General features: G+C 61.8%; 19 protein-coding genes and 1 pseudogene. 10 read left to right on the forward strand and 10 right to left on the reverse strand.

What is annotated here, in order from left to right:
- The first annotated feature begins 15 nt into the window (after positions 1-15).
- The 4 genes from ACF8EF_RS06525 to ACF8EF_RS06540 are packed head-to-tail and all read left to right on the forward strand — an operon-like array spanning position 16 to position 3,078.
- Complete coding sequence (locus ACF8EF_RS06525) at positions 16-1,059, forward strand: acyl-CoA dehydrogenase (RefSeq protein WP_392461343.1); 1,044 nt, start codon at positions 16-18, stop codon at positions 1,057-1,059.
- Positions 1,056-1,811, forward strand: coding sequence for a PIG-L deacetylase family protein (locus ACF8EF_RS06530; RefSeq protein ID WP_392461341.1), 756 nt, complete (start codon positions 1,056-1,058; stop codon positions 1,809-1,811). The genes ACF8EF_RS06525 and ACF8EF_RS06530 overlap by 4 nt, the downstream gene beginning before the upstream one ends.
- A gap of 11 nt (positions 1,812-1,822) precedes the next feature.
- A complete protein-coding gene (locus ACF8EF_RS06535; protein WP_392461340.1) occupies positions 1,823-2,422 on the forward strand; it encodes a class I SAM-dependent methyltransferase in 600 nt (199 codons plus the stop codon).
- Positions 2,419-3,078 carry a glycosyltransferase gene (locus tag ACF8EF_RS06540; RefSeq protein ID WP_392461338.1) on the forward strand — a complete coding sequence of 220 codons (660 nt, stop codon included), beginning with the start codon at positions 2,419-2,421 and terminating at the stop codon, positions 3,076-3,078. The genes ACF8EF_RS06535 and ACF8EF_RS06540 overlap by 4 nt, the downstream gene beginning before the upstream one ends.
- Before the next feature lie 23 nt (positions 3,079-3,101).
- Here ACF8EF_RS06540 and ACF8EF_RS06545 read toward each other — a convergent pair whose 3' ends face one another.
- The 5 genes from ACF8EF_RS06545 to ACF8EF_RS06565 all read right to left on the reverse strand — a co-directional run bounded on the left by ACF8EF_RS06545 (position 3,102) and on the right by ACF8EF_RS06565 (position 7,900).
- Entirely contained in the window at positions 3,102-3,923 is an 822-nt protein-coding gene (locus ACF8EF_RS06545; RefSeq protein WP_392461337.1) for a Ku protein, read from the reverse strand.
- A gap of 85 nt (positions 3,924-4,008) precedes the next feature.
- Positions 4,009-4,596 carry a nucleosidase gene (locus ACF8EF_RS06550; protein WP_392461335.1) on the reverse strand — a complete coding sequence of 196 codons (588 nt, stop codon included), beginning with the start codon at positions 4,594-4,596 and terminating at the stop codon, positions 4,009-4,011.
- 151 nt (positions 4,597-4,747) lie between these two features.
- Positions 4,748-6,031: an NTP/NDP exchange transporter gene (locus ACF8EF_RS06555; protein WP_392461334.1), complete on the reverse strand. Its 1,284-nt coding sequence runs from the start codon at positions 6,029-6,031 to the stop codon at positions 4,748-4,750.
- Positions 6,032-6,035: 4 nt separating this feature from the next.
- On the reverse strand, positions 6,036-6,947 hold the full coding sequence (locus ACF8EF_RS06560) for an aldo/keto reductase (RefSeq protein WP_392461332.1): 912 nt from the start codon (positions 6,945-6,947) through the stop codon (positions 6,036-6,038).
- Between the two features lie 89 nt (positions 6,948-7,036).
- Positions 7,037-7,900, reverse strand: a complete 864-nt coding sequence (locus ACF8EF_RS06565) for a Dyp-type peroxidase (RefSeq protein ID WP_176684241.1) — start codon at positions 7,898-7,900, stop codon at positions 7,037-7,039.
- Between the two features lie 184 nt (positions 7,901-8,084).
- Between ACF8EF_RS06565 and ACF8EF_RS06570 the strand changes: the two genes are divergently transcribed.
- Positions 8,085-8,978: a bile acid:sodium symporter family protein gene (locus ACF8EF_RS06570; protein WP_176684242.1), complete on the forward strand. Its 894-nt coding sequence runs from the start codon at positions 8,085-8,087 to the stop codon at positions 8,976-8,978.
- A gap of 43 nt (positions 8,979-9,021) precedes the next feature.
- Here ACF8EF_RS06570 and ACF8EF_RS06575 read toward each other — a convergent pair whose 3' ends face one another.
- Entirely contained in the window at positions 9,022-9,489 is a 468-nt protein-coding gene (locus ACF8EF_RS06575; RefSeq protein WP_004374446.1) for a sterol desaturase family protein, read from the reverse strand.
- Positions 9,490-9,885: 396 nt separating this feature from the next.
- Here ACF8EF_RS06575 and ACF8EF_RS06580 point away from each other — a divergent pair, with 396 nt between their 5' ends.
- The 4 genes from ACF8EF_RS06580 (at position 9,886) to ACF8EF_RS06595 (ending at position 12,009) form a co-directional block, all read left to right on the forward strand.
- Positions 9,886-10,599 carry an MgtC/SapB family protein gene (locus ACF8EF_RS06580; RefSeq protein ID WP_209966146.1) on the forward strand — a complete coding sequence of 238 codons (714 nt, stop codon included), beginning with the start codon at positions 9,886-9,888 and terminating at the stop codon, positions 10,597-10,599.
- 17 nt (positions 10,600-10,616) lie between these two features.
- Entirely contained in the window at positions 10,617-11,138 is a 522-nt protein-coding gene (locus ACF8EF_RS06585) for a GNAT family N-acetyltransferase (RefSeq protein WP_392461330.1), read from the forward strand.
- Between the two features lie 110 nt (positions 11,139-11,248).
- Complete coding sequence (locus ACF8EF_RS06590; RefSeq protein ID WP_392461328.1) at positions 11,249-11,749, forward strand: DUF4142 domain-containing protein; 501 nt, start codon at positions 11,249-11,251, stop codon at positions 11,747-11,749.
- An 8-nt stretch (positions 11,750-11,757) separates the two neighbouring features.
- Positions 11,758-12,009: a hypothetical protein gene (locus ACF8EF_RS06595; RefSeq protein WP_004374436.1), complete on the forward strand. Its 252-nt coding sequence runs from the start codon at positions 11,758-11,760 to the stop codon at positions 12,007-12,009.
- A 102-nt stretch (positions 12,010-12,111) separates the two neighbouring features.
- Here ACF8EF_RS06595 and ACF8EF_RS06600 read toward each other — a convergent pair whose 3' ends face one another.
- The 4 genes and pseudogenes from ACF8EF_RS06600 to ACF8EF_RS06615 form a co-directional block, all read right to left on the reverse strand.
- On the reverse strand, positions 12,112-12,276 hold the full coding sequence (locus ACF8EF_RS06600; RefSeq protein WP_256122357.1) for a DUF6021 family protein: 165 nt from the start codon (positions 12,274-12,276) through the stop codon (positions 12,112-12,114).
- 55 nt (positions 12,277-12,331) lie between these two features.
- Positions 12,332-13,318, reverse strand: coding sequence for a DNA-binding protein (locus ACF8EF_RS06605; RefSeq protein WP_339533442.1), 987 nt, complete (start codon positions 13,316-13,318; stop codon positions 12,332-12,334).
- Between the two features lie 305 nt (positions 13,319-13,623).
- Positions 13,624-13,803 (reverse strand): annotated as a pseudogene (locus ACF8EF_RS06610) (transposase); the annotation flags it as partial.
- Positions 13,804-14,056: 253 nt separating this feature from the next.
- On the reverse strand, positions 14,057-14,863 hold the full coding sequence (locus ACF8EF_RS06615) for a membrane protein (protein ID WP_019751605.1): 807 nt from the start codon (positions 14,861-14,863) through the stop codon (positions 14,057-14,059).
- A gap of 657 nt (positions 14,864-15,520) precedes the next feature.
- Between ACF8EF_RS06615 and ACF8EF_RS06620 the strand changes: the two genes are divergently transcribed.
- Positions 15,521-16,546, forward strand: coding sequence for an ABC transporter substrate-binding protein (locus tag ACF8EF_RS06620; RefSeq protein ID WP_144000104.1), 1,026 nt, complete (start codon positions 15,521-15,523; stop codon positions 16,544-16,546).
- Positions 16,547-16,563: the final 17 nt, after the last annotated feature.

Raw genomic sequence — 16,563 nt, forward strand, 5'->3', positions numbered from 1 at the left:
CCGGGAGGCCCGCCCATGAGCATCGTTCAGGACTTCAACCTGACCACCCTTGACCGCCTGTTACGCACCTTTGGCGAACGCCAGTTACCGCTCAACCTCGACAGCCAATTGCCGCAACTGATCCAGGCGCTGCAAGCTGATCACCTCGACCTGCTACCGCTGCCGGGGCAAGGCAACACTTTGCTGCGCTGGCAGACCTTGGCACGGGTGGCCGGTTGCGACCTGGCGTTGGCCAAGCTCTATGAGGGCCATACCGATGCGTTGGCGATCCTGGCGGAATGCGGCGCAGCGCACCACGCCAACGACGGCATCTGGGGCGTGTGGGCGGCAGAGCCGCCCGATGCACGGGTCCTCATCACTGCGCGTGAAGGCGACCAGGTGCGCCTGAACGGCACCAAAGCCTGGTGTTCCGGTGCCTTGCAGATCGATCGCGCGCTGATTACCGCCTGGGAGGAGGCCGAGCAGCCGCAATTGGTGGCAATCGAGCTGTCACAGCCAAGCCAGGGCCTGAACATCGAGCACTGGCAGGCCGTTGGCATGGCCACCACCGCCAGTGTCGAGGTGGCTTTCAACGATACCCCAGGCACGCTCATTGGCACGCCAGGCCAATACCTCTCGCGCCCTGGTTTCTGGCAAGGCGGTGCGGGTATTGCCGCCTGCTGGTACGGCGCGGCCGAGGCGCTGGCGGATTACCTGCGTGAACATTGCCGCAAACCCCGCCCAGACCCGCATGCCGATGCGCATCTGGGGGCTGTGGACGCTGCGTTGCATGGCGCCCGTGCATCACTGCGTGAATGTGCTGCCTGGATCGATCAACAGCCCGGCGTGGATGCCAGTTTCGAAGTTCGCCGCACCCGCGCCCAGGTAGAACAGGCCGTAGAGCAGGTCATCAGCCACGTCGGGCGTGCCTTGGGGGCCTCGCCGTTCTGTCGCTGCAGTCATTTTGCCCGGCTGAGCGCCGACCTGCCGGTGTTCCTGCGCCAAAGCCATGCCGAGCGCGATCTGGCGATGCTCGGCCAGCAGTTGGCCCGTTTGCCAGCCGGGGTGTGGCAGCTATGAGCCAGAACCTCATCCAGTCCGCGGATGGCACGCCGTGGGCCGCCTGGCAGCAAAGCGCGCACCTGGCGCGTGCGACCTGGCTCGACTCACGCCAACTGTGCCCGCCGGGGCGCCGGCTGGTATTGATTGCGCCGCATCCGGATGACGAAATTCTCATGGCCGGCGGCCTGCTGGCAGGTTTCAAGGGGCGCGAGGATGAGCTGGTGCTGATCTCCGCCACCGACGGCGAAGGCAGCCACCCCGGCTCCAGCCATTGGACCGAACATCGCTTGCGCCGCCAGCGCCCCCAGGAAAGCAGACAGGCCCTGCAACAGCTCGACCTGGACCTTGAGCGCCTGGACTGGCGCAGGCTCCATCTGAAGGACGGCCAGTTGCCGCGCGAAGAAGCGTTTCTGGTCAGTCACCTCACGCAGTTACTGCGCCCCGATGACCTGCTGATGGCCACCTGGCGCAGTGACGGCCATTGCGATCACGAGGCCGTTGGCCGCGCCGCTGCGCATGCGGCGGCAAGCCGTGGGGTGCAATTGGCTGAGGTACCAGTCTGGGCCTGGCACTGGGCTGAGCCTGACGACCCGCGCCTGCCATGGCCCCGTGCGCACCGCATGCAGCTCGATGAAAGCCGTCTGGCACGCAAGCGCAAGGCTTTGGCCGCCCACGTCAGCCAGTTGCAGCCGGACGGCGAGCAGCCGCCGGTGCTACCGCCACACCTGCTGGATTGCCTTCTGCAACCTTTCGAACTGGTGTTCCTTTGAATGGAGCTGTCATGAGCCTTGATCCACAGTATTTTGCCGAGCTATACGCCACCAATGAAGACCCTTGGGCCTTCCGCACCCGCTGGTATGAGAAGCGCAAACGCGAGCTGGTGATGGCCAGCCTGCCACGGCAGTGCTATCAGCGTGTGTTCGAGCCTGCCTGCGCGAATGGTGAGCTCAGTGCGCTGCTGGCCGAGCGTTGCGCCGAACTGCTGTGCCAAGACCTGGACCCGACAGCCGTAGGCCTGGCCCGCGAACGCCTGGCTCACGTGCACAATGCTACGGTCGAGCGGGCCCGGCTACCGGGGGACTGGCCGGGCGGGCGCTTTGACCTGATCGTGCTCAGCGAGGTGGGCTATTACCTTGATCCCACTGACTGGCTGCAAGTGATCGAACAATCGGTGGCCAGCCTTGGCTACGACGGCACGCTACTGGCCTGCCACTGGAAGCACCCTATCCCGGGTTGCCCTCAGGACGGTCGCGAAGTGCACCGCCTATTGACCCGGCATTTGCCGTTGCATCAGCAGTTCCGGCATGAGGAGGCGGACTTTTTGCTGGAGTGCTGGTCATGCCAGCCAAGCGTCGTCGATCTCGATGAGACGTGCCCATGATCGCCGTTGTCATCCCTGCGCATAACGAAGCCCGCCGCCTTGGGCGATGCCTGCGGGCGGTGCTGGTGGCTGCCCAGCAGGCGCGCCAAACGGGGCTGCACGTGGAAGTGCTGGTGGTACTGGACCGCTGCAGCGACGGCAGCGCTGCCGTGGCGCGGCGTTTCGCTGTACACATGCTGGAGGTGGATGCCGGTAATGTCGGCATGGCACGTCGTGTGGGGGCGGCGCACATGGTCGAGCGTGGCGCCACGTGGCTGGCATGCACCGATGCGGACAGCCGGGTCCCGGCGCACTGGCTGCTGTCGCAGCTGGCCTGTAGCGCCGAGGTGGTTTGCGGCACCGTGCATGTCGAGTACTGGCAACCCTGGCAGACCGCCGCGCTGCGCAAGCTGTACCAGAGCCGCTACCAGGCGTGCGAAGGGCATCGGCATGTGCACGGCGCGAACCTGGGGGTATGTGCCGATGCTTATGAGCGTGTGGGTGGCTTCCAGCCCCTGGCGGCGCATGAAGATGTGCAACTGGTCAGCGACCTGCAGGCCAGCGGTGCCCAGATCATCTGGACCGCCAGGCATAGTGTGGCCACCAGCAGCCGGCGCGATAGCCGCGCCCGCGAGGGGTTTGGGGATTACCTGGCCGGGTTACAGGCGCAGTCCTGAAATCACTGGGATTTCGGCAGTGTTCATGAAGCTTTGCGCGTTTTCTTCACCGGTTTCTTGCCACCCAGGCTGCGCTTGAGCAGTTCGGTCAGGTCGAGGATGTCCGCACCTTTCTCGGCCCCACCTGCGTCGCCCTTCTCCACCGCCTCGATCTTGCCCTTGCTGGCTTTCTCTTCCACCAGGTCCATGATCGTCTGGCGGAAGGCGTCATGATAATCCTCAGGCTTCCAGGGCCCGCTCATGTCCTCTACCAGGCGCTTGGCCATCTCCAGCTCGCGCTTCTCCACCTTACTGTCGGTGACGCTGGAGTCCAGCTCCAGCGTTTCCAGCCCTCGCACCTCTTCAGGCCAGCGCAAGGTGATCATCACCAGCGCATCCTCCAGCGGCCGCAGCAGCGCCAGGTGCTGCCGGGTATGCAGTACCACAGTGGCCAGTGCCACCTTGCCGGTCTTTTCCAGCGTCTCGCGCAGCAAGGCGTACACCTTGCCGCCACGGCGGTCCGGGGTCAGGTAGTACGGCGTATCGAAATGCTGCAGCGGAATATCGCCCGCTTCCACAAATGAAAAGATATCGATCGTCTGGGTCGCTTCGGGCCGGGCCTTGCGGATCTCCTCCTCACTGATCACCACATAGCGGCCCTTCTCGAACTCTACGCCCTTGACGATATTGTCCTTGTCGATTTCCTTGCCGGTCACCTTGTTCACCCGCTTGTAGCCGACCGGCTCCATGCTGCGCTTGTCCAGCCAGTCGAAGTCCACACGCTCGGTGCGCACGGCGGTATTGAGTGCCACGGGGATGTGCACAAGGCCAAAACTGATGGCGCCTTTCCAGATTGCCCGAGCCATGAGGGTGCTCCCAGGGTTGCCTGCTGATACCAGAAGTGACTGCGCCGGGCGACAAAGGTTTAGCTGCCCTGCCCTGCGGCAACCGTCACGCCTGGCTGAACAGCACCCGTTTGAACGCTTCGGCCGCCAGGTGCACTTGCACTGCCCAATCCCCCGCGGCATCGCTGCCGGCGTCATCGGAAATGTATTTCAGGCACACGAACGGAATACCTTCGCCACGCGCGATCAATGCCAGTACGTAGGCTTCCATGTCGACCACGTCATAAGGTGCGTCGCCATGGTTGATCTCGAAGCTGTCACCGCTGCCACAGGTTTCCACAGCCAGGCCGGGAATTACCGCCCCATGCTCGAGTACCACCGGGGTATCGGACAAGGGCGTTTCATAGCGGGCAAAGCCCAGCGCGGTCACATCCATGTCGCGTTGTACGAAGCGGTTACAGCACACGACTTCGCCCTTGCCATGACGCTGGCTGCCAGCCGAGCCCAGGTTGACGATGAGCCTGGGCCTGCGCGTTGCGATCGCCTTGGTCAGGGCAATCGCGGCATTGACCTTGCCAATGCCGGTGAACACGGTGTTCACCTCGGTAAAGACATCGCCAGCCTCGGCCTCGAGGGCAAAGACGAACAGCGTGTCATCCAGAGAAATGTCGGGGAATTGCTTGATCAGCATCATAGAGCAGGTGTTTCCGAGTGGCTGCAAAGGGCGCGGCCATTGTCGGCCAACACAGCCTAAATGCAAGTTCCGGCGATATCGGCAGATTCGCTTTATTACGAGAGGTTCGGGCCGGTGGCGTTCAACGACATTGCCATATTGGGTGCGCTTGTCAGTGGTGCGGCGGGCTCTCCATGCGCGCCTGGCGCCGGCCCAGCCAGCCACCCGTCGCGGCCCAGCCCACGGCAAGCAGCGCGCCGATGAGCATTGCCAATTGCGGGTGCTCGCCCATCACGTCCAGTGCACGCTTGACCCAGCCGCTCAGGGCATCGCCGCCGCGGTAGACCACCGTGTCGATGAAGTTCTTGGCTTTGTACTTGTCCTCGGCGGGCAGCACGGTGAACAGCATCTCCCGCCCCGGCCGTACCAATGCGTATTCACCCGCCCGACGTACCACCATTACCACCACGAACAGGGCGAAAACCGGGGCCAGTGCCAGCCACAAGAAACCGGCAGCCATTACCAGCGGCACTGCAACCAGCAACACACCGACCCCCAGCCGACGGGCCAGGCGCCCGGTAAGAAAGACCTGGGTAAGGATGGCCAGGGCCTGCACAACCGTGTCGATCAGCCCGAATACCTGTGTCTGCCGGGTGCGGTCAGTGAAGGTTTCGCTGACAATACGCGCCTGCTCAAAGTACAAGAATGTGCTGACGCTGGCCAGCAATACCACGAACAAAGCGATGCCTAGCAGATAGGGCGAGCGCAGGACGGCGGTGGCGCCGGTAAACGGGTTGCCACCCAGTGGCCGCGCGTCCTGGTGTTTGGTTTGCATCGCAATGGGTTGGCGTGCTCGCCAGCGTTGCAGGAACAGTGTCGCGCCGATACTGCCCAGCAGAAATACCGCCGCCAGCACCAGCAACCCGGCATGTCCGAGCGGCGCCACCAGCAAGGTGCCAAGCACGGGGCCACTGAGCCCGCCCAGGCTGGCCCCGGCTGCCAGCAGGCCGAACAGCCGCTTGCCTTGGGCGGTGGAGAACAGATCGGCGAGCACGCTCCAGGCCAGCGAGATCGTCAGCAAATTGAACACCGACAGCCAGATGTAGAAAGCCCGGGCGGTCCACAGATCGTCAGGGTTACCGGCCAACAGTGCCGCGAACAGCAACAGGTTGCTGACGAAAAAGCCATAGGTCCAAGGCAGGATGTGCCTGCGCTGCACCTTGGATGCTAGCCAGCCAAACAGCGGCAGGCACGCCAACGTGGCAATGAAGGTGCCGGTGAACAACCACTGCAGGTTTTCCACGCCACCGGCAACGCCCATGGTCTCGCGCACCGGGCGCAGCATGAAGTAACCGGTGAACAACAGGTAGAACAGCAACAAGCCGGCGACTACCGCCGCCCCCTCACCAGGCTGGATGTTCAGCGCTTGGTCCAGGCGCCGCCGCCAGGCTTGCATGGTGTCAGGCAAACTGCTTGATCAGCGCCTGTTGCTGCGCCTGGGTGAGCATTGGCCCATGCCCGGCCTTGAGCTGATCGAGCTGTCGGTCAGGCCGACTGGTAGCAGGTATGACCGTGGTCACTGCCGGGTGGCTGATGGCGAACTTGAGAAATAGCTGTGCCCAGCTGCCGATGCCTGCTTCGGCGGCCCAGCCCGGCAAGGCCTGGCCCTTGACCCGGGCGAACAGCCGGCCATCGTCGAAGGCCCGGTTGATCAGTACCGCAACACCCTTGTCCTGGCACAGTGGCAGCAGTTCACGGGCGGCGTCGGGGGCGTTGACCGCGTAGTTGATCTGGATGAAGTCCAGCGGCTCGCTGCGCACGATACGGGCGACGTCGTCGTGGCCACTGTTCAGGTAATGGGTGATGCCGACATAACGTGTCCCGCCCTGCTGCTTCAACTCGCGGGCATAAGGCAGCTGGGTCTGCCAGTCACGCAGGTTGTGAATCTGCAGCAAGTCCACCTTGTCGGTACGCAGGCTCCTGAGGCTGCCGGCCCACTGCGCCTGGGCTTCGGACCGGCTATTGGCGGCGATCTTGGTGGCAATGAAGCACTGGCGGTGCCAGCCGCCCTCTTCCAGCAACTGGCCGAGAATGCTGTCGGCTCCCCCGTAGTTGGGCGAGGTATCGATCACCCGGCCGCCGCCTTCGAAAAACGCCTTCAGCACGGTTCTGAGCTGAAGGTATTGGGGTGAACCACTTTTTACCTCGAAACTGCCAGAAGTACCGGCACCGATCACTGGCAACGCTTCACCGGTGGACGGGACTTTACGGGCCAGCAAACCCGCCGGCACGGTAGCGTGCAGCCAAGGACTGGCGGCGGCCAGCAACCCCAATGTTGCACCTGCGCGCAGGACTTCACGACGTGCGTACATGGAAAATCTCCCGTCATGAATCGGAAACTTTCAAGGCTAGCCGCTCTGTCCCTCGCCTGCGGGTGTTTCTGTATCTGGATGTTTAGTGATCAGGCCCGCAGCAACAGGCTCAGATCAACACCCGTCTCGCCCATCGGCGGGCACCAGTAGTAGCCACCCGTCAGCGGGCGACTAAAGCGGTACAGTCCGTCGATGATGCCGTCTTCCAGGCCACTCATGCGCCGCAATTGCACTTCGAATGCCTCGAAACTTTTGCCCAGGGCGACGAAGGCCAGGCCGGCGCCGCGTTGGTCCGCCCAGGCTACCGAGCGACGGACCATGAACGCCTCGGGCTCATAGCTTTCCTGGGCGGTGCGCTTGACGTGCGCGGACTCGGGGGCGTCGTCGAGCTCTTCGTTGTCGCTCAGGCGGCGGCCGATGATGTTGTCCTGGTCAGCTTGAGGCAACGACTTGAAGTATTCCAGGTCGTGCTTCCACAGCTGGAACGCGGCAAAGCTGGAGCCATCGCCGGCAATGGCCGCTTGTACGGCATCTTCGTCCACCGGGTTTTCGGTGCCGTCTTCGTAACCGGTAAGGTCATGGCCACCCCGGTGCAGGAAGCCATCAACGCTGTCGGCCAACTGCAGGGCGGGTGCCAGCGCCTGCTCCAGGGCCTGGGCACGCAGCAGCAGATCGCCACGTTCGTCGCCACGCAGCCACAGCCACAGGGCGTGTTGGGTGCTGGGGTTCTCCACCGCAGCATCCAGCAGCGGAAAAGCGCGCAGGCCTGGTACTTCACGGCCCAGGGCCTTGGCCAGCGGGGCGCCTACGCCGAGCAGCAACTGTTCGCCATCGACCTGCGGCAGCAAGGCATCCAGCGCGGCAGGCAACGCCTCGGGCGACTGCAGGGTGAAGAACAGGTGACGGGCGTGGGCCGGCACCGGGGTGGCAAGCAGACCTTGCTGGAACGGCATATCAGGCTAATCCTAGGTTAAAAGCGGAATGCTACTTCGCCTGCAGGCCTGCTGCAATGCGGCATGCAGCCTCGCCAGCCGCTGTGCTTGGTAACAAACGGTTACCAAGAGCTGGCCCATTGCAATTAGCTATCAATCAGGGCCGACCTACACTGCTTCAGATCCTTCGCCCGAGAACGCCCTCATGACTGCCTCGCCCCTGCTCACTGCGTTTCTGCCGCTTGCCCTGGGCATCATCATGCTTGGCCTTGGGTTGTCACTGACCCTGGCTGACTTCGCTCGCGTGGTGAAGTACCCAAAGCCCGTGGTGGTGGGCCTGGTTTGCCAGATCCTGCTGTTGCCGCTGGTGTGCTTTCTGATCGCCAATGGCTTTGGCCTGGAATCTGCCCTGGCAGTGGGGCTGATGCTGCTGGCTGCTTCGCCGGGCGGTACCACGGCCAACCTGTTCAGCCATCTGGCCCACGGTGACGTGGCGTTGAACATCACCCTGACAGCGGTCAACTCACTGATCGCGATCCTGACCATGCCGTTGCTGGTGAACCTGTCGCTGAGCTGGTTCATGGCCTCGGACCAGGCTATTCCACTGCAGTTCGCCAAGGTCATGCAGGTTTTCGCCATCGTCTTGCTGCCGGTGGCGCTGGGCATGCTGATTCGCCATTTCGCCCCGGCATTCGCTGCGCGCATGGAAAAACCGATGAAGCTGGTGGCTGCGCTGTTCCTGGCCTTCACTATCGTCCTGGCATTGGCAAAGGACTGGCAGACGGTGGTCGAGTACGCACCGGTGGTGGGGCTGGCGGCGCTGCTGTTCAACCTGCTGAGCCTGGCAGTGGGCTATTGGGTGCCGCGGCTGTTGAACATTCCCAAGCGCCAGGCGATTGCCATTGGTATGGAGATTGGCATCCATAACGGGACCTTGGCGATTGCCCTGGCGTTGAGCCCTTCGCTGCTGAACAACGCGACCATGGCGGTGCCGGCTGCGTTGTACAGCTTGATCATGTTCTTTACCGCGGCCGGGTTTGGCTGGTGGGTGAGCCGCGGGCATGTGGCGGCAGAGCCCAAGGGTGAAACCGTGAACTGACGTCACCCAATGCCCGGCAGGTGCCGGGCCTGTCAGGGATGCGTCACGATTGGCTGCGCCTGCTGCGCAATTGCTGCTTCAACACCTTAAGCGGCGGCGCATAGAAGAACCCGAACGACACGCTCCCCGTGCGCCCCTTCACCGCATGGTGCAGGCGGTGCGCGCGGTGCAAGCGTTTCAGGTAGCGGTTGACCGGCCGCGGCTTGCGCGGCCAGTGCCGGTGAAAGAAGCCGTCGTGGGCCAGCACATACAGCGCCCCATAGCCTGCCACACCACCGCCCACCCACTGCAAAGGCGCATAACCACTTTTGCCCAGCGCCACCAGCGCCGTGGCGATCAGCCCCAGGGCCACCAGGTACAGGTCGTTGGTTTCGAGCATGCCCAGGTGTGGCTCATGGTGCGATCGGTGCAGCCACCAGCCCCAGCCATGCATGATGTACTTGTGAGCCAGCGTACCAACGCCCTCCATGGCCACCAGGGTGCCGAACAATATGGCGAGATTGAACAGCATGGAACGGTCCGGGTGATGGCAAAGGAAGGCGCAAGGTTACCGGCTGCCCAGGGTTTTTTCCATGTGGGCGTGACCGGCAGCAGGCCGTTCCCGGATGAAGCCATTGTCATGATTTTGCCCTTGACCTGCTCTGCCCTGCGGCGTATGGTCCGCGACGCAATTTTGCCTTCCTCAACAGGAGACCTGCCTTGGACAGTAGCCCCAGTCGCTTGCGACAGGCCCGCGTGGCGCGCTAGCCCGGCAATGTTCTGCACTGTCTGGCCGCGCTGGCAAGACGGTGGTTTCCTGTAACCCCGCTTCTCCTTCCCTCCTCGTGGTCCTGCGCAATTTTCTGGTTTTTCAACCGCGCCAACTGATGGCGTTCATGCAGGCGTGTGCCTGCGGAAGAGGTTTGCTATGGATTGGAAAGTATTTCTGCTGCGCGTCAGCATTGCTTTGGTGCTGGGTGCGCTGATCGGTGCCGAGCGGCAATTGCGCCAGCGCCTGACCGGCCTGCGCACCAATGCGCTGGTCAGTACCGGTGCCTGCCTGTTCGTATTGATGACCCAGGCGGTGCCAGGCATGGCGCCTGCAGATGCGTCGCGCGTCGCAGCCTATGTGGTGTCGGGCATCGGCTTTCTCGGCGGTGGCGTCATCATGCGCGATGGTTTCAATGTACGTGGCCTGAACACCGCGGCCACCTTGTGGTGCACGGCTGCGGTCGGCGTGCTGTGCAGCCTTGGGCTGATGATGGAGGCGGCACTGGGTAGCCTGGTGGTGCTCTGCGCCAACATCCTGTTGCGTGATATCGCCCAGCGCCTGGACCGTCAGGACGTGGTGCCGGCCAGCGAAGTGGAACAGCACTTCGAAGTCCGTATCGTCTGCCGCGGCGAGGACGAGATCCAGGTGCGTAGCCTGATGTTGCACAGCCTGGGCGATCCACAGCTGCGCCTGCAGTCGTTGCAGAGCCAGGATCTGGACAACCCTGCGCACCTGGAAGTGCGCGCCGAGCTGTTGGGCACCGCGCAGGCACCGGCGCAGCTGGAGCGCCTGGTCAGCAGGGTCAGCCTGGAGAAAGGTGTAAGCTCGGTGCGCTGGCAATTACAGCCGCAGGTGCTGGCGACGGATTAGAACGACAGGAGTGATTCATGCTTATCCGCCCTACCCTTGAACAGGACATTGAATGGCTGCCGGACGTCGAGCGTTCGGCAGCCCAGGCTTTTGTCAACTGGCCGGCACTGGCCTGGCTGGCGCAAGGCGAAGTCATGGATGGCGCGGCGCACAGGGCTTTCGTCGAGGCAGGTGGTAGTTGGGTGGCGCAGGACGCGGCTGGGCGCATTGTGGGTTTTGCATGCGCCCGGCTGGCGGATCAGGCATTGCACCTTCATGAAATATCGGTGCGCCAGGAGGCCCAAGGGCAAGGTGTCGGGCGCCGGTTGCTGCAGCAAGTGGTCGATGCAGGGCGCTGCGCCGGTGTACGCGAGCTGACGCTGACCACCTTCGTGGATGTGCCTTGGAATGCGCCGTTCTATGCACGTTTCGGTTTTGAGATGCTTGAGGAAAGCCGGCTTTGCGATCGGCTCCGGGGCATCCTGGCCAGCGAGCATGCTCACGGCCTCAGCGGGCGTTGTGTAATGCGTCTGCGCGTTTCGCCGCCTCTCACCCTATAGTTCAGTGTGGCGCGGTCGAAACCGGCAGCGAAAAAGATTAAACCTTTGCCACGGCTTCACCCTCAACCGTACGCGACACTGCGGTCGCGCCACGGTTTAAGGAGTGAAGCATGAATAGTCTCTTCATCAGACGCGTTGGTTTTTCCATGGTGCTGGGCTTGGCATCGGTGCACGCAATGGCGGCGACTTCCGATGATTTCGTAGATGCGGCCACCGAGGCCGGTATTGCCGAAGTGGTGACTGGCAAGCTGGCTCAGGAGAAAAGCCAGAACGCCGAGATCAAGGCCTTCGCCCGGCAAATGGTCACCGACCACACCCAGGCCAACCAGAAACTCGGCGACATTGCCCGCAAACTGGACATTTCCGTGCCGGATGAGGCCGCAATGACCGACAAGGTCAAGAAAATGATCCTGGAATGGCGCGACGAATCCTTCGACAAGGCGTACCTCAACAACCAGGTCGACGCTCACGAAAAAGCGGTGGAGCTGTTCAAGAAAGAGGCTGCATCGTCCGACAAGGCCGAGCTGAAGGCCTTTGCCAGCGAAACGCTGCCCAAACTCGAACAGCACCTGGAGCAGGCAAAAGCCCTTCAGTCCAAGCACGGCAAGTGAGGCCGCACATGAGTAACGATGCATTGAAGACCGAAGTACTTACCCGCCTGTTGCATGCGCACCCCGAAGGGCTGGGCAAGGAAGTGCTGGACAACTACCGCGGCGAAAAGGCGGTGGCCGGCATGCTCAAGACGCTGCAGGAAGCCGGTTTGATTCACGACGGGAGCGTGGCAGTAAGCAGTGATCACCAGATCAGCGTGCACTATCCGATCAAGCTGTCGGCGGCGGGCGTAGAGGCCGCCAGGCGCGCCGAGGGCTGACACTTGCCTGGTCTGGTCTGGTCTGGTCTTGTCGCCAGCAAGCCCGCCCCGAGGGATAGCGCATGGCTTGCCGGCGATGAGGCCAGTCATCAAGGCCGTGGCTCACTCCTTTTTCTCAATGTCTCCAGGCGGCTTGGCCGGCCCCTGTGGGTCGACTTGAGGGTCTTCGACATCCGGGGAATCGGGGTCGAAACCAAGGTCCGTCTTTTTATCGGCCTGCTCGGTCGAGTGAGGCCCCTCTTTGCGTGGTGGTTGAGATCCAGGCATGGCGTTGTCTCCGGTGAGTGTCTAGGGAAGAAACCACCCGCCAGGAAAAGTTTGATTAATCTGCGCCCGGGGCCAACTGCGCCCGACACTGTGCCAACGCCTCATCACGCGCCTGCAGTTGCTCCTCAAGCCGCTGCAGCTGCCGCGCCTGCTCGGCGCACAGGTCGCGCCTGGCTTCCAGGCTTTGGGCTTGCACATCCAGCTGGCGGCGCATCTCTTCGCTGGCACCTTGTGCCTGGGCCAGGATCGTGCGCAGGCCCTGGATCTGCGCATCGCGCTGCTCCAGCAACTCATCCTGTGCCCGGCATTCACTGGCCGCCTGACGGTGCTCTCCCAGTAAACGCTCATTGTCGCGGTGCAAACGGGTAAGTTCGTCCTGCTTGACGATCATGCCCTGCTGCAACTGGCGCAACTCCACCTGCATCTGCTGCAACTGCGCTTCATGGCGGCGCTGTTCCTGTTCGCGCTGTTCACGGCTGGCATTGCGGTAGTGCTCCAGGGCGTCGCGGGCATGGCGGTGCTTGTCTTCCAGGGACTTGACCTGCTCGTCCTTGTCAGCCAGGCGCACCTGCAACTCACCCAGCGACTGGTTGAGGCTGGCACTGCGCAGCTGTTCGGCCTGCAGCGTGCTTTGTGTGGACAGCAGTTTTTCTGTCTCGGCCGCCAATGCCGCGGCATCGATCTTGTGCTGCTGATGCGCTGCAGCCAGTGCCTGCTGGGCAATTTCCAGCTGCGCCTCAAGCGTCTCGCGCTGTTGTGTGAAGGTGCTCTCGGCCTGCTCGATCTTCAGGTCGGCCTCGTCCTGCAACTGGGTTGCCAGTTGCCCAACCAGGCGGCTCAGCACATCGCTCAGCGCGACCCCTCCTTCGGAAGCCACCGGCTGCTGGCCGTTCAATTCCTTCAGGTAGCGGTGAATCGTGGTTTTGGAGCCGGTATTGCCCAACTCGATACGTATGGCATCGATGCTGGGGTTTTCGCCCCGGGCAATCAGCGCCTGACGCGCCTGCTGCACTACCACCTTGTTGATACCGCCACGGGCCATGCTTGCTCCTACGATTTTGTACTGTGTTATGTAACATGTAATTACGTACCAATTATGGCGATATCAAACCACCCCTGCAAACATTTCCTTAGGTAGAATAATCACGGCTTATCGCATGTGAGCCTAAAAATCGCTTGGATTCAGCTGACGCAGCAGCGCTCATGACTAAATCTGTTGAAAATCGCGAACTGAAGGCTGTGATACAGGCGAGCAGGCGTTTTGGTAAGACTGAGCCGCCAGGCATCTCGCGTGGGGTAGTGGCTGGCCCAGAGAGCTTCACAGTCGTGACCGCCTCGAAGGCCTGCATCGGTCCGGCGTTTGATTTCTGCGTTGAGCCGCTCAAGCGGATTGGTATCGCGCAACTGCCGCCGGCGCGCCTTGGGAAACGCCGTACGCGCCAGCACTTCATCCTCGCAGCCGTCCATGAGCATCGCGATCTTGGGATACTTCTCGCGTAACCGATCAGCGATACCCGGCCACTGCTGGACGAGTTCAGCGTTAAGTCAAGCCAACATGGCCACCCGCATGCGCTCAATGAAGTGCAATCCAACGCGTGGTTTACCCAGACTGTTTGATCGGCCCAAGTACCAACAGCACAACATCATCGAGCGCATGTCTGGTTGACTGAAGGGAACCGCCGGGTCGTGACACCCTTCGACAGGCTTACGAAAAGCTATGCCGCAATTGTCTCGCTGGCTTGTCCATGCGGTGTTTGCGACATCTGCATTCGTACAGAGCCTAGAAATGCACCTTGATCAATGCACTCAACGCGTTCTGATCGGTCGGAAAACCGTGGCTGTCTTCGATGCCATATTTGTCGGACCAATAGTCCCACTCGATCCCCGCATAGAAACGCGCTGGCGCTTGCCCCATCGCCTTACCGACGTCGTACTTGATCTGGGGGTTGAAGTGGAAACTCTTGGCTACATAGTTCGAGGTACCCTTCGTCCCCACATCATTGACGTACCACTCCAGATAACCGTCGAACAAAATGTCGGAGCGCCCGAGCGGTATCGTCATCGCCCAGGTCGGGTTGATCTGCCACTGTCCAGACGCTTTACCGGTGATCCCATCGGGCTTGCGGTAGTAAGTGTTCAGTGAAAAACGATCAAATCCAGGCAGGTTCAGGTCAACAGCGGGCCCAAGCAGGTACTTTCGATTGCGCCCTTCTCCGCGCTCATAGGTGGCAGCGATCAACACATCCTTGACGATGCCATAGCTGAGACGGTGGCCACTGATTTTGCCGAGCGACAGTCGCGGTGAAAACTCACCGTAATAGGTGTAGCCATCGTTGCCGGACAAGCCGTTGGACCACTTGTTATCGACGAACAAGAACATGTCGCCCCACGTCCAGCCACTGGCGTGCTCGAAGGTGATGGTTTGCTGGATATCGTTGCCGGTGCCATCGACTTTATAACCATGCCCGTAGAGGTAGCTGAGGCTGTTGTTGCTCCACATCAGCGGGTTCGCCTGGGCACTGCCCGTGGCCAGCGCGCAGAGTGGGACGACGCTGTGAAGCAGCCAGGAAAGAGCGTTCGGTTTCATTTGCATCCCTTGGGTCGTGATTGTTGGTTTTCGCCAGCAAGGGTATGCAGCAGCGGACGACCTCTCCTCTGGCCCCGGCTCATGCCGAGGCGCCACCCTTGCCGGGGGGAGCGGCGCGAGGCCGCCAGAGCAATGTCCCATGCCAACTTTTGGCACTGACCGCTTCTACTCGAGTTAGCGTAAAGCAGGGGTCGTGCCAACTAATCGGATACACGTAGATTGCTTATTGTGCGCAATCTTCATCACCAATGAACACCATATGCGCAGAGTATTGCGCACTTTATTAGTGCTCAATCGGTACGTTCTGCACCTTCTCAACTCACGCGTCAGTCCCGGCCCCCTCGGATGCGGGTCGCTACACCGCAAAGTCAGCGGCTTCATGAAATTGGCATGCTTCTGGCTTCTTGTATCAGCGAGTAGAAGCGGTCAGTGCCAGGCATGGCATGGGGCATTGCTCTTGCGTCCTTCGGGGCGTACATCCGAGCGGATGTTTGAACGAGGCTATGGCAGCCCCGGGCAAGAGAGCAATGTCAGTCGCCAGTTCACGCCCTTTTGCTTCGCGACGCCATTCTCTTCCCACGTTCTCTCCGCCCGGCTCCTTCGCTGTCGCGCTATCCGGCGCACGGCGGTTTTTTGAATCGGGGTGAAGAACACATGATGAAAACGCGTTTTGCCTTGGCTCGCCCGCTACGCTCGCTGTTGGCAGCAGCGTTGCTCCCCACCACGCTGACCATCGCTCCGCTGGCGATCGCTGGCGACAAAGTGGTGTTGCTGACCTCTTGGTATGCTCAGGCCGAACAGGGCGGCTTCTACCAGGCACTGGCCGATGGGTTGTACGAAAAGGAAGGCCTGGATGTGTCCATCCGAATGGGTGGACCACAGGTCAATGGCATGCAACTGCTGGTCAGCAAGCAAGCTGATTTCATCGTCAACTATGACCTGCAGATTCTAAAAAGTGTCGAGCAAGGCCTGCCAGTGGTCGCAGTGGCTGCGCCCTTCCAGGGAGACCCGCAAGGGTTGATGACCCACGCGGACGTCAGCGGACTTGATGCTCTCGGCGGCAAGCCTGTGCTGGTGTCCACCTCGGGCCAGCAAACCTGGTGGCCTTGGCTGAAGGGTAAATATCAATTGGCTGACAACCAGGCGCGGCCTTACACCTTCAACCTGCAACCCTTTCTAGCCGACCCGCAAACCACACAACAGGCGTATGCCAGCTCGGAACTGTTCCAGGCGATAAAGGCAGGCGTGACGCCTAACTTTTTCCTCTTCGCAGATGCCGGTTATCCACCCTACGGATCCACCGTGGTCACCCGTCAAGACATCATCGCTCAGCACCCGGAGCGGGTAGCAGGTTTCGTGCGCGCCTCCATGGAGGGTTGGAAGCGCTATCTGGATGACCCCAGCGCCGGCAATGCACTGATCAAGCGCGACAACCCCAACATGACCGATGAACTGCTGGCCTGGGGCGTCTCGACCCTCAAGCAGTACCGCCTGGTCACCGGTGGAGAGGCCGCAACCCAGGGGATCGGCACCATGACTGACAGCCGCTGGCAAGCGACCCGCGACTTCATGGTCGAGGCGGGTCTGCTCGGTCCCGACGCACCTTGGCGCAACGCTTACACCACGCGCTTTGTGCAAGACCTGAAGGTACTCCCTGAGGCCGAGCAGGTCGGCAGCCGCTGAACACCATAACAAGCTCA

Source organism: Pseudomonas sp. zjy_15, from assembly GCF_043101865.1.
GTDB classification, from domain to species: Bacteria; Pseudomonadota; Gammaproteobacteria; order Pseudomonadales; family Pseudomonadaceae; genus Aquipseudomonas; species Aquipseudomonas putida_Y.

Coding starts and splice junctions, on each gene's coding strand:
- ACF8EF_RS06525 (WP_392461343.1), top strand. CDS start 16: ATGAGCATCGTTCAGGACTTCAACCTGACCACCCTTGACCGCCTGTTA.
- ACF8EF_RS06530 (WP_392461341.1), top strand. CDS start 1,056: ATGAGCCAGAACCTCATCCAGTCCGCGGATGGCACGCCGTGGGCCGCC.
- ACF8EF_RS06535 (WP_392461340.1), top strand. CDS start 1,823: ATGAGCCTTGATCCACAGTATTTTGCCGAGCTATACGCCACCAATGAA.
- ACF8EF_RS06540 (WP_392461338.1), top strand. CDS start 2,419: ATGATCGCCGTTGTCATCCCTGCGCATAACGAAGCCCGCCGCCTTGGG.
- ACF8EF_RS06545 (WP_392461337.1), bottom strand. CDS start 3,923: ATGGCTCGGGCAATCTGGAAAGGCGCCATCAGTTTTGGCCTTGTGCAC.
- ACF8EF_RS06550 (WP_392461335.1), bottom strand. CDS start 4,596: ATGATGCTGATCAAGCAATTCCCCGACATTTCTCTGGATGACACGCTG.
- ACF8EF_RS06555 (WP_392461334.1), bottom strand. CDS start 6,031: ATGCAAGCCTGGCGGCGGCGCCTGGACCAAGCGCTGAACATCCAGCCT.
- ACF8EF_RS06560 (WP_392461332.1), bottom strand. CDS start 6,947: ATGTACGCACGTCGTGAAGTCCTGCGCGCAGGTGCAACATTGGGGTTG.
- ACF8EF_RS06565 (WP_176684241.1), bottom strand. CDS start 7,900: ATGCCGTTCCAGCAAGGTCTGCTTGCCACCCCGGTGCCGGCCCACGCC.
- ACF8EF_RS06570 (WP_176684242.1), top strand. CDS start 8,085: ATGACTGCCTCGCCCCTGCTCACTGCGTTTCTGCCGCTTGCCCTGGGC.
- ACF8EF_RS06575 (WP_004374446.1), bottom strand. CDS start 9,489: ATGCTGTTCAATCTCGCCATATTGTTCGGCACCCTGGTGGCCATGGAG.
- ACF8EF_RS06580 (WP_209966146.1), top strand. CDS start 9,886: ATGGATTGGAAAGTATTTCTGCTGCGCGTCAGCATTGCTTTGGTGCTG.
- ACF8EF_RS06585 (WP_392461330.1), top strand. CDS start 10,617: ATGCTTATCCGCCCTACCCTTGAACAGGACATTGAATGGCTGCCGGAC.
- ACF8EF_RS06590 (WP_392461328.1), top strand. CDS start 11,249: ATGAATAGTCTCTTCATCAGACGCGTTGGTTTTTCCATGGTGCTGGGC.
- ACF8EF_RS06595 (WP_004374436.1), top strand. CDS start 11,758: ATGAGTAACGATGCATTGAAGACCGAAGTACTTACCCGCCTGTTGCAT.
- ACF8EF_RS06600 (WP_256122357.1), bottom strand. CDS start 12,276: ATGCCTGGATCTCAACCACCACGCAAAGAGGGGCCTCACTCGACCGAG.
- ACF8EF_RS06605 (WP_339533442.1), bottom strand. CDS start 13,318: ATGGCCCGTGGCGGTATCAACAAGGTGGTAGTGCAGCAGGCGCGTCAG.
- ACF8EF_RS06615 (WP_019751605.1), bottom strand. CDS start 14,863: ATGAAACCGAACGCTCTTTCCTGGCTGCTTCACAGCGTCGTCCCACTC.
- ACF8EF_RS06620 (WP_144000104.1), top strand. CDS start 15,521: ATGAAAACGCGTTTTGCCTTGGCTCGCCCGCTACGCTCGCTGTTGGCA.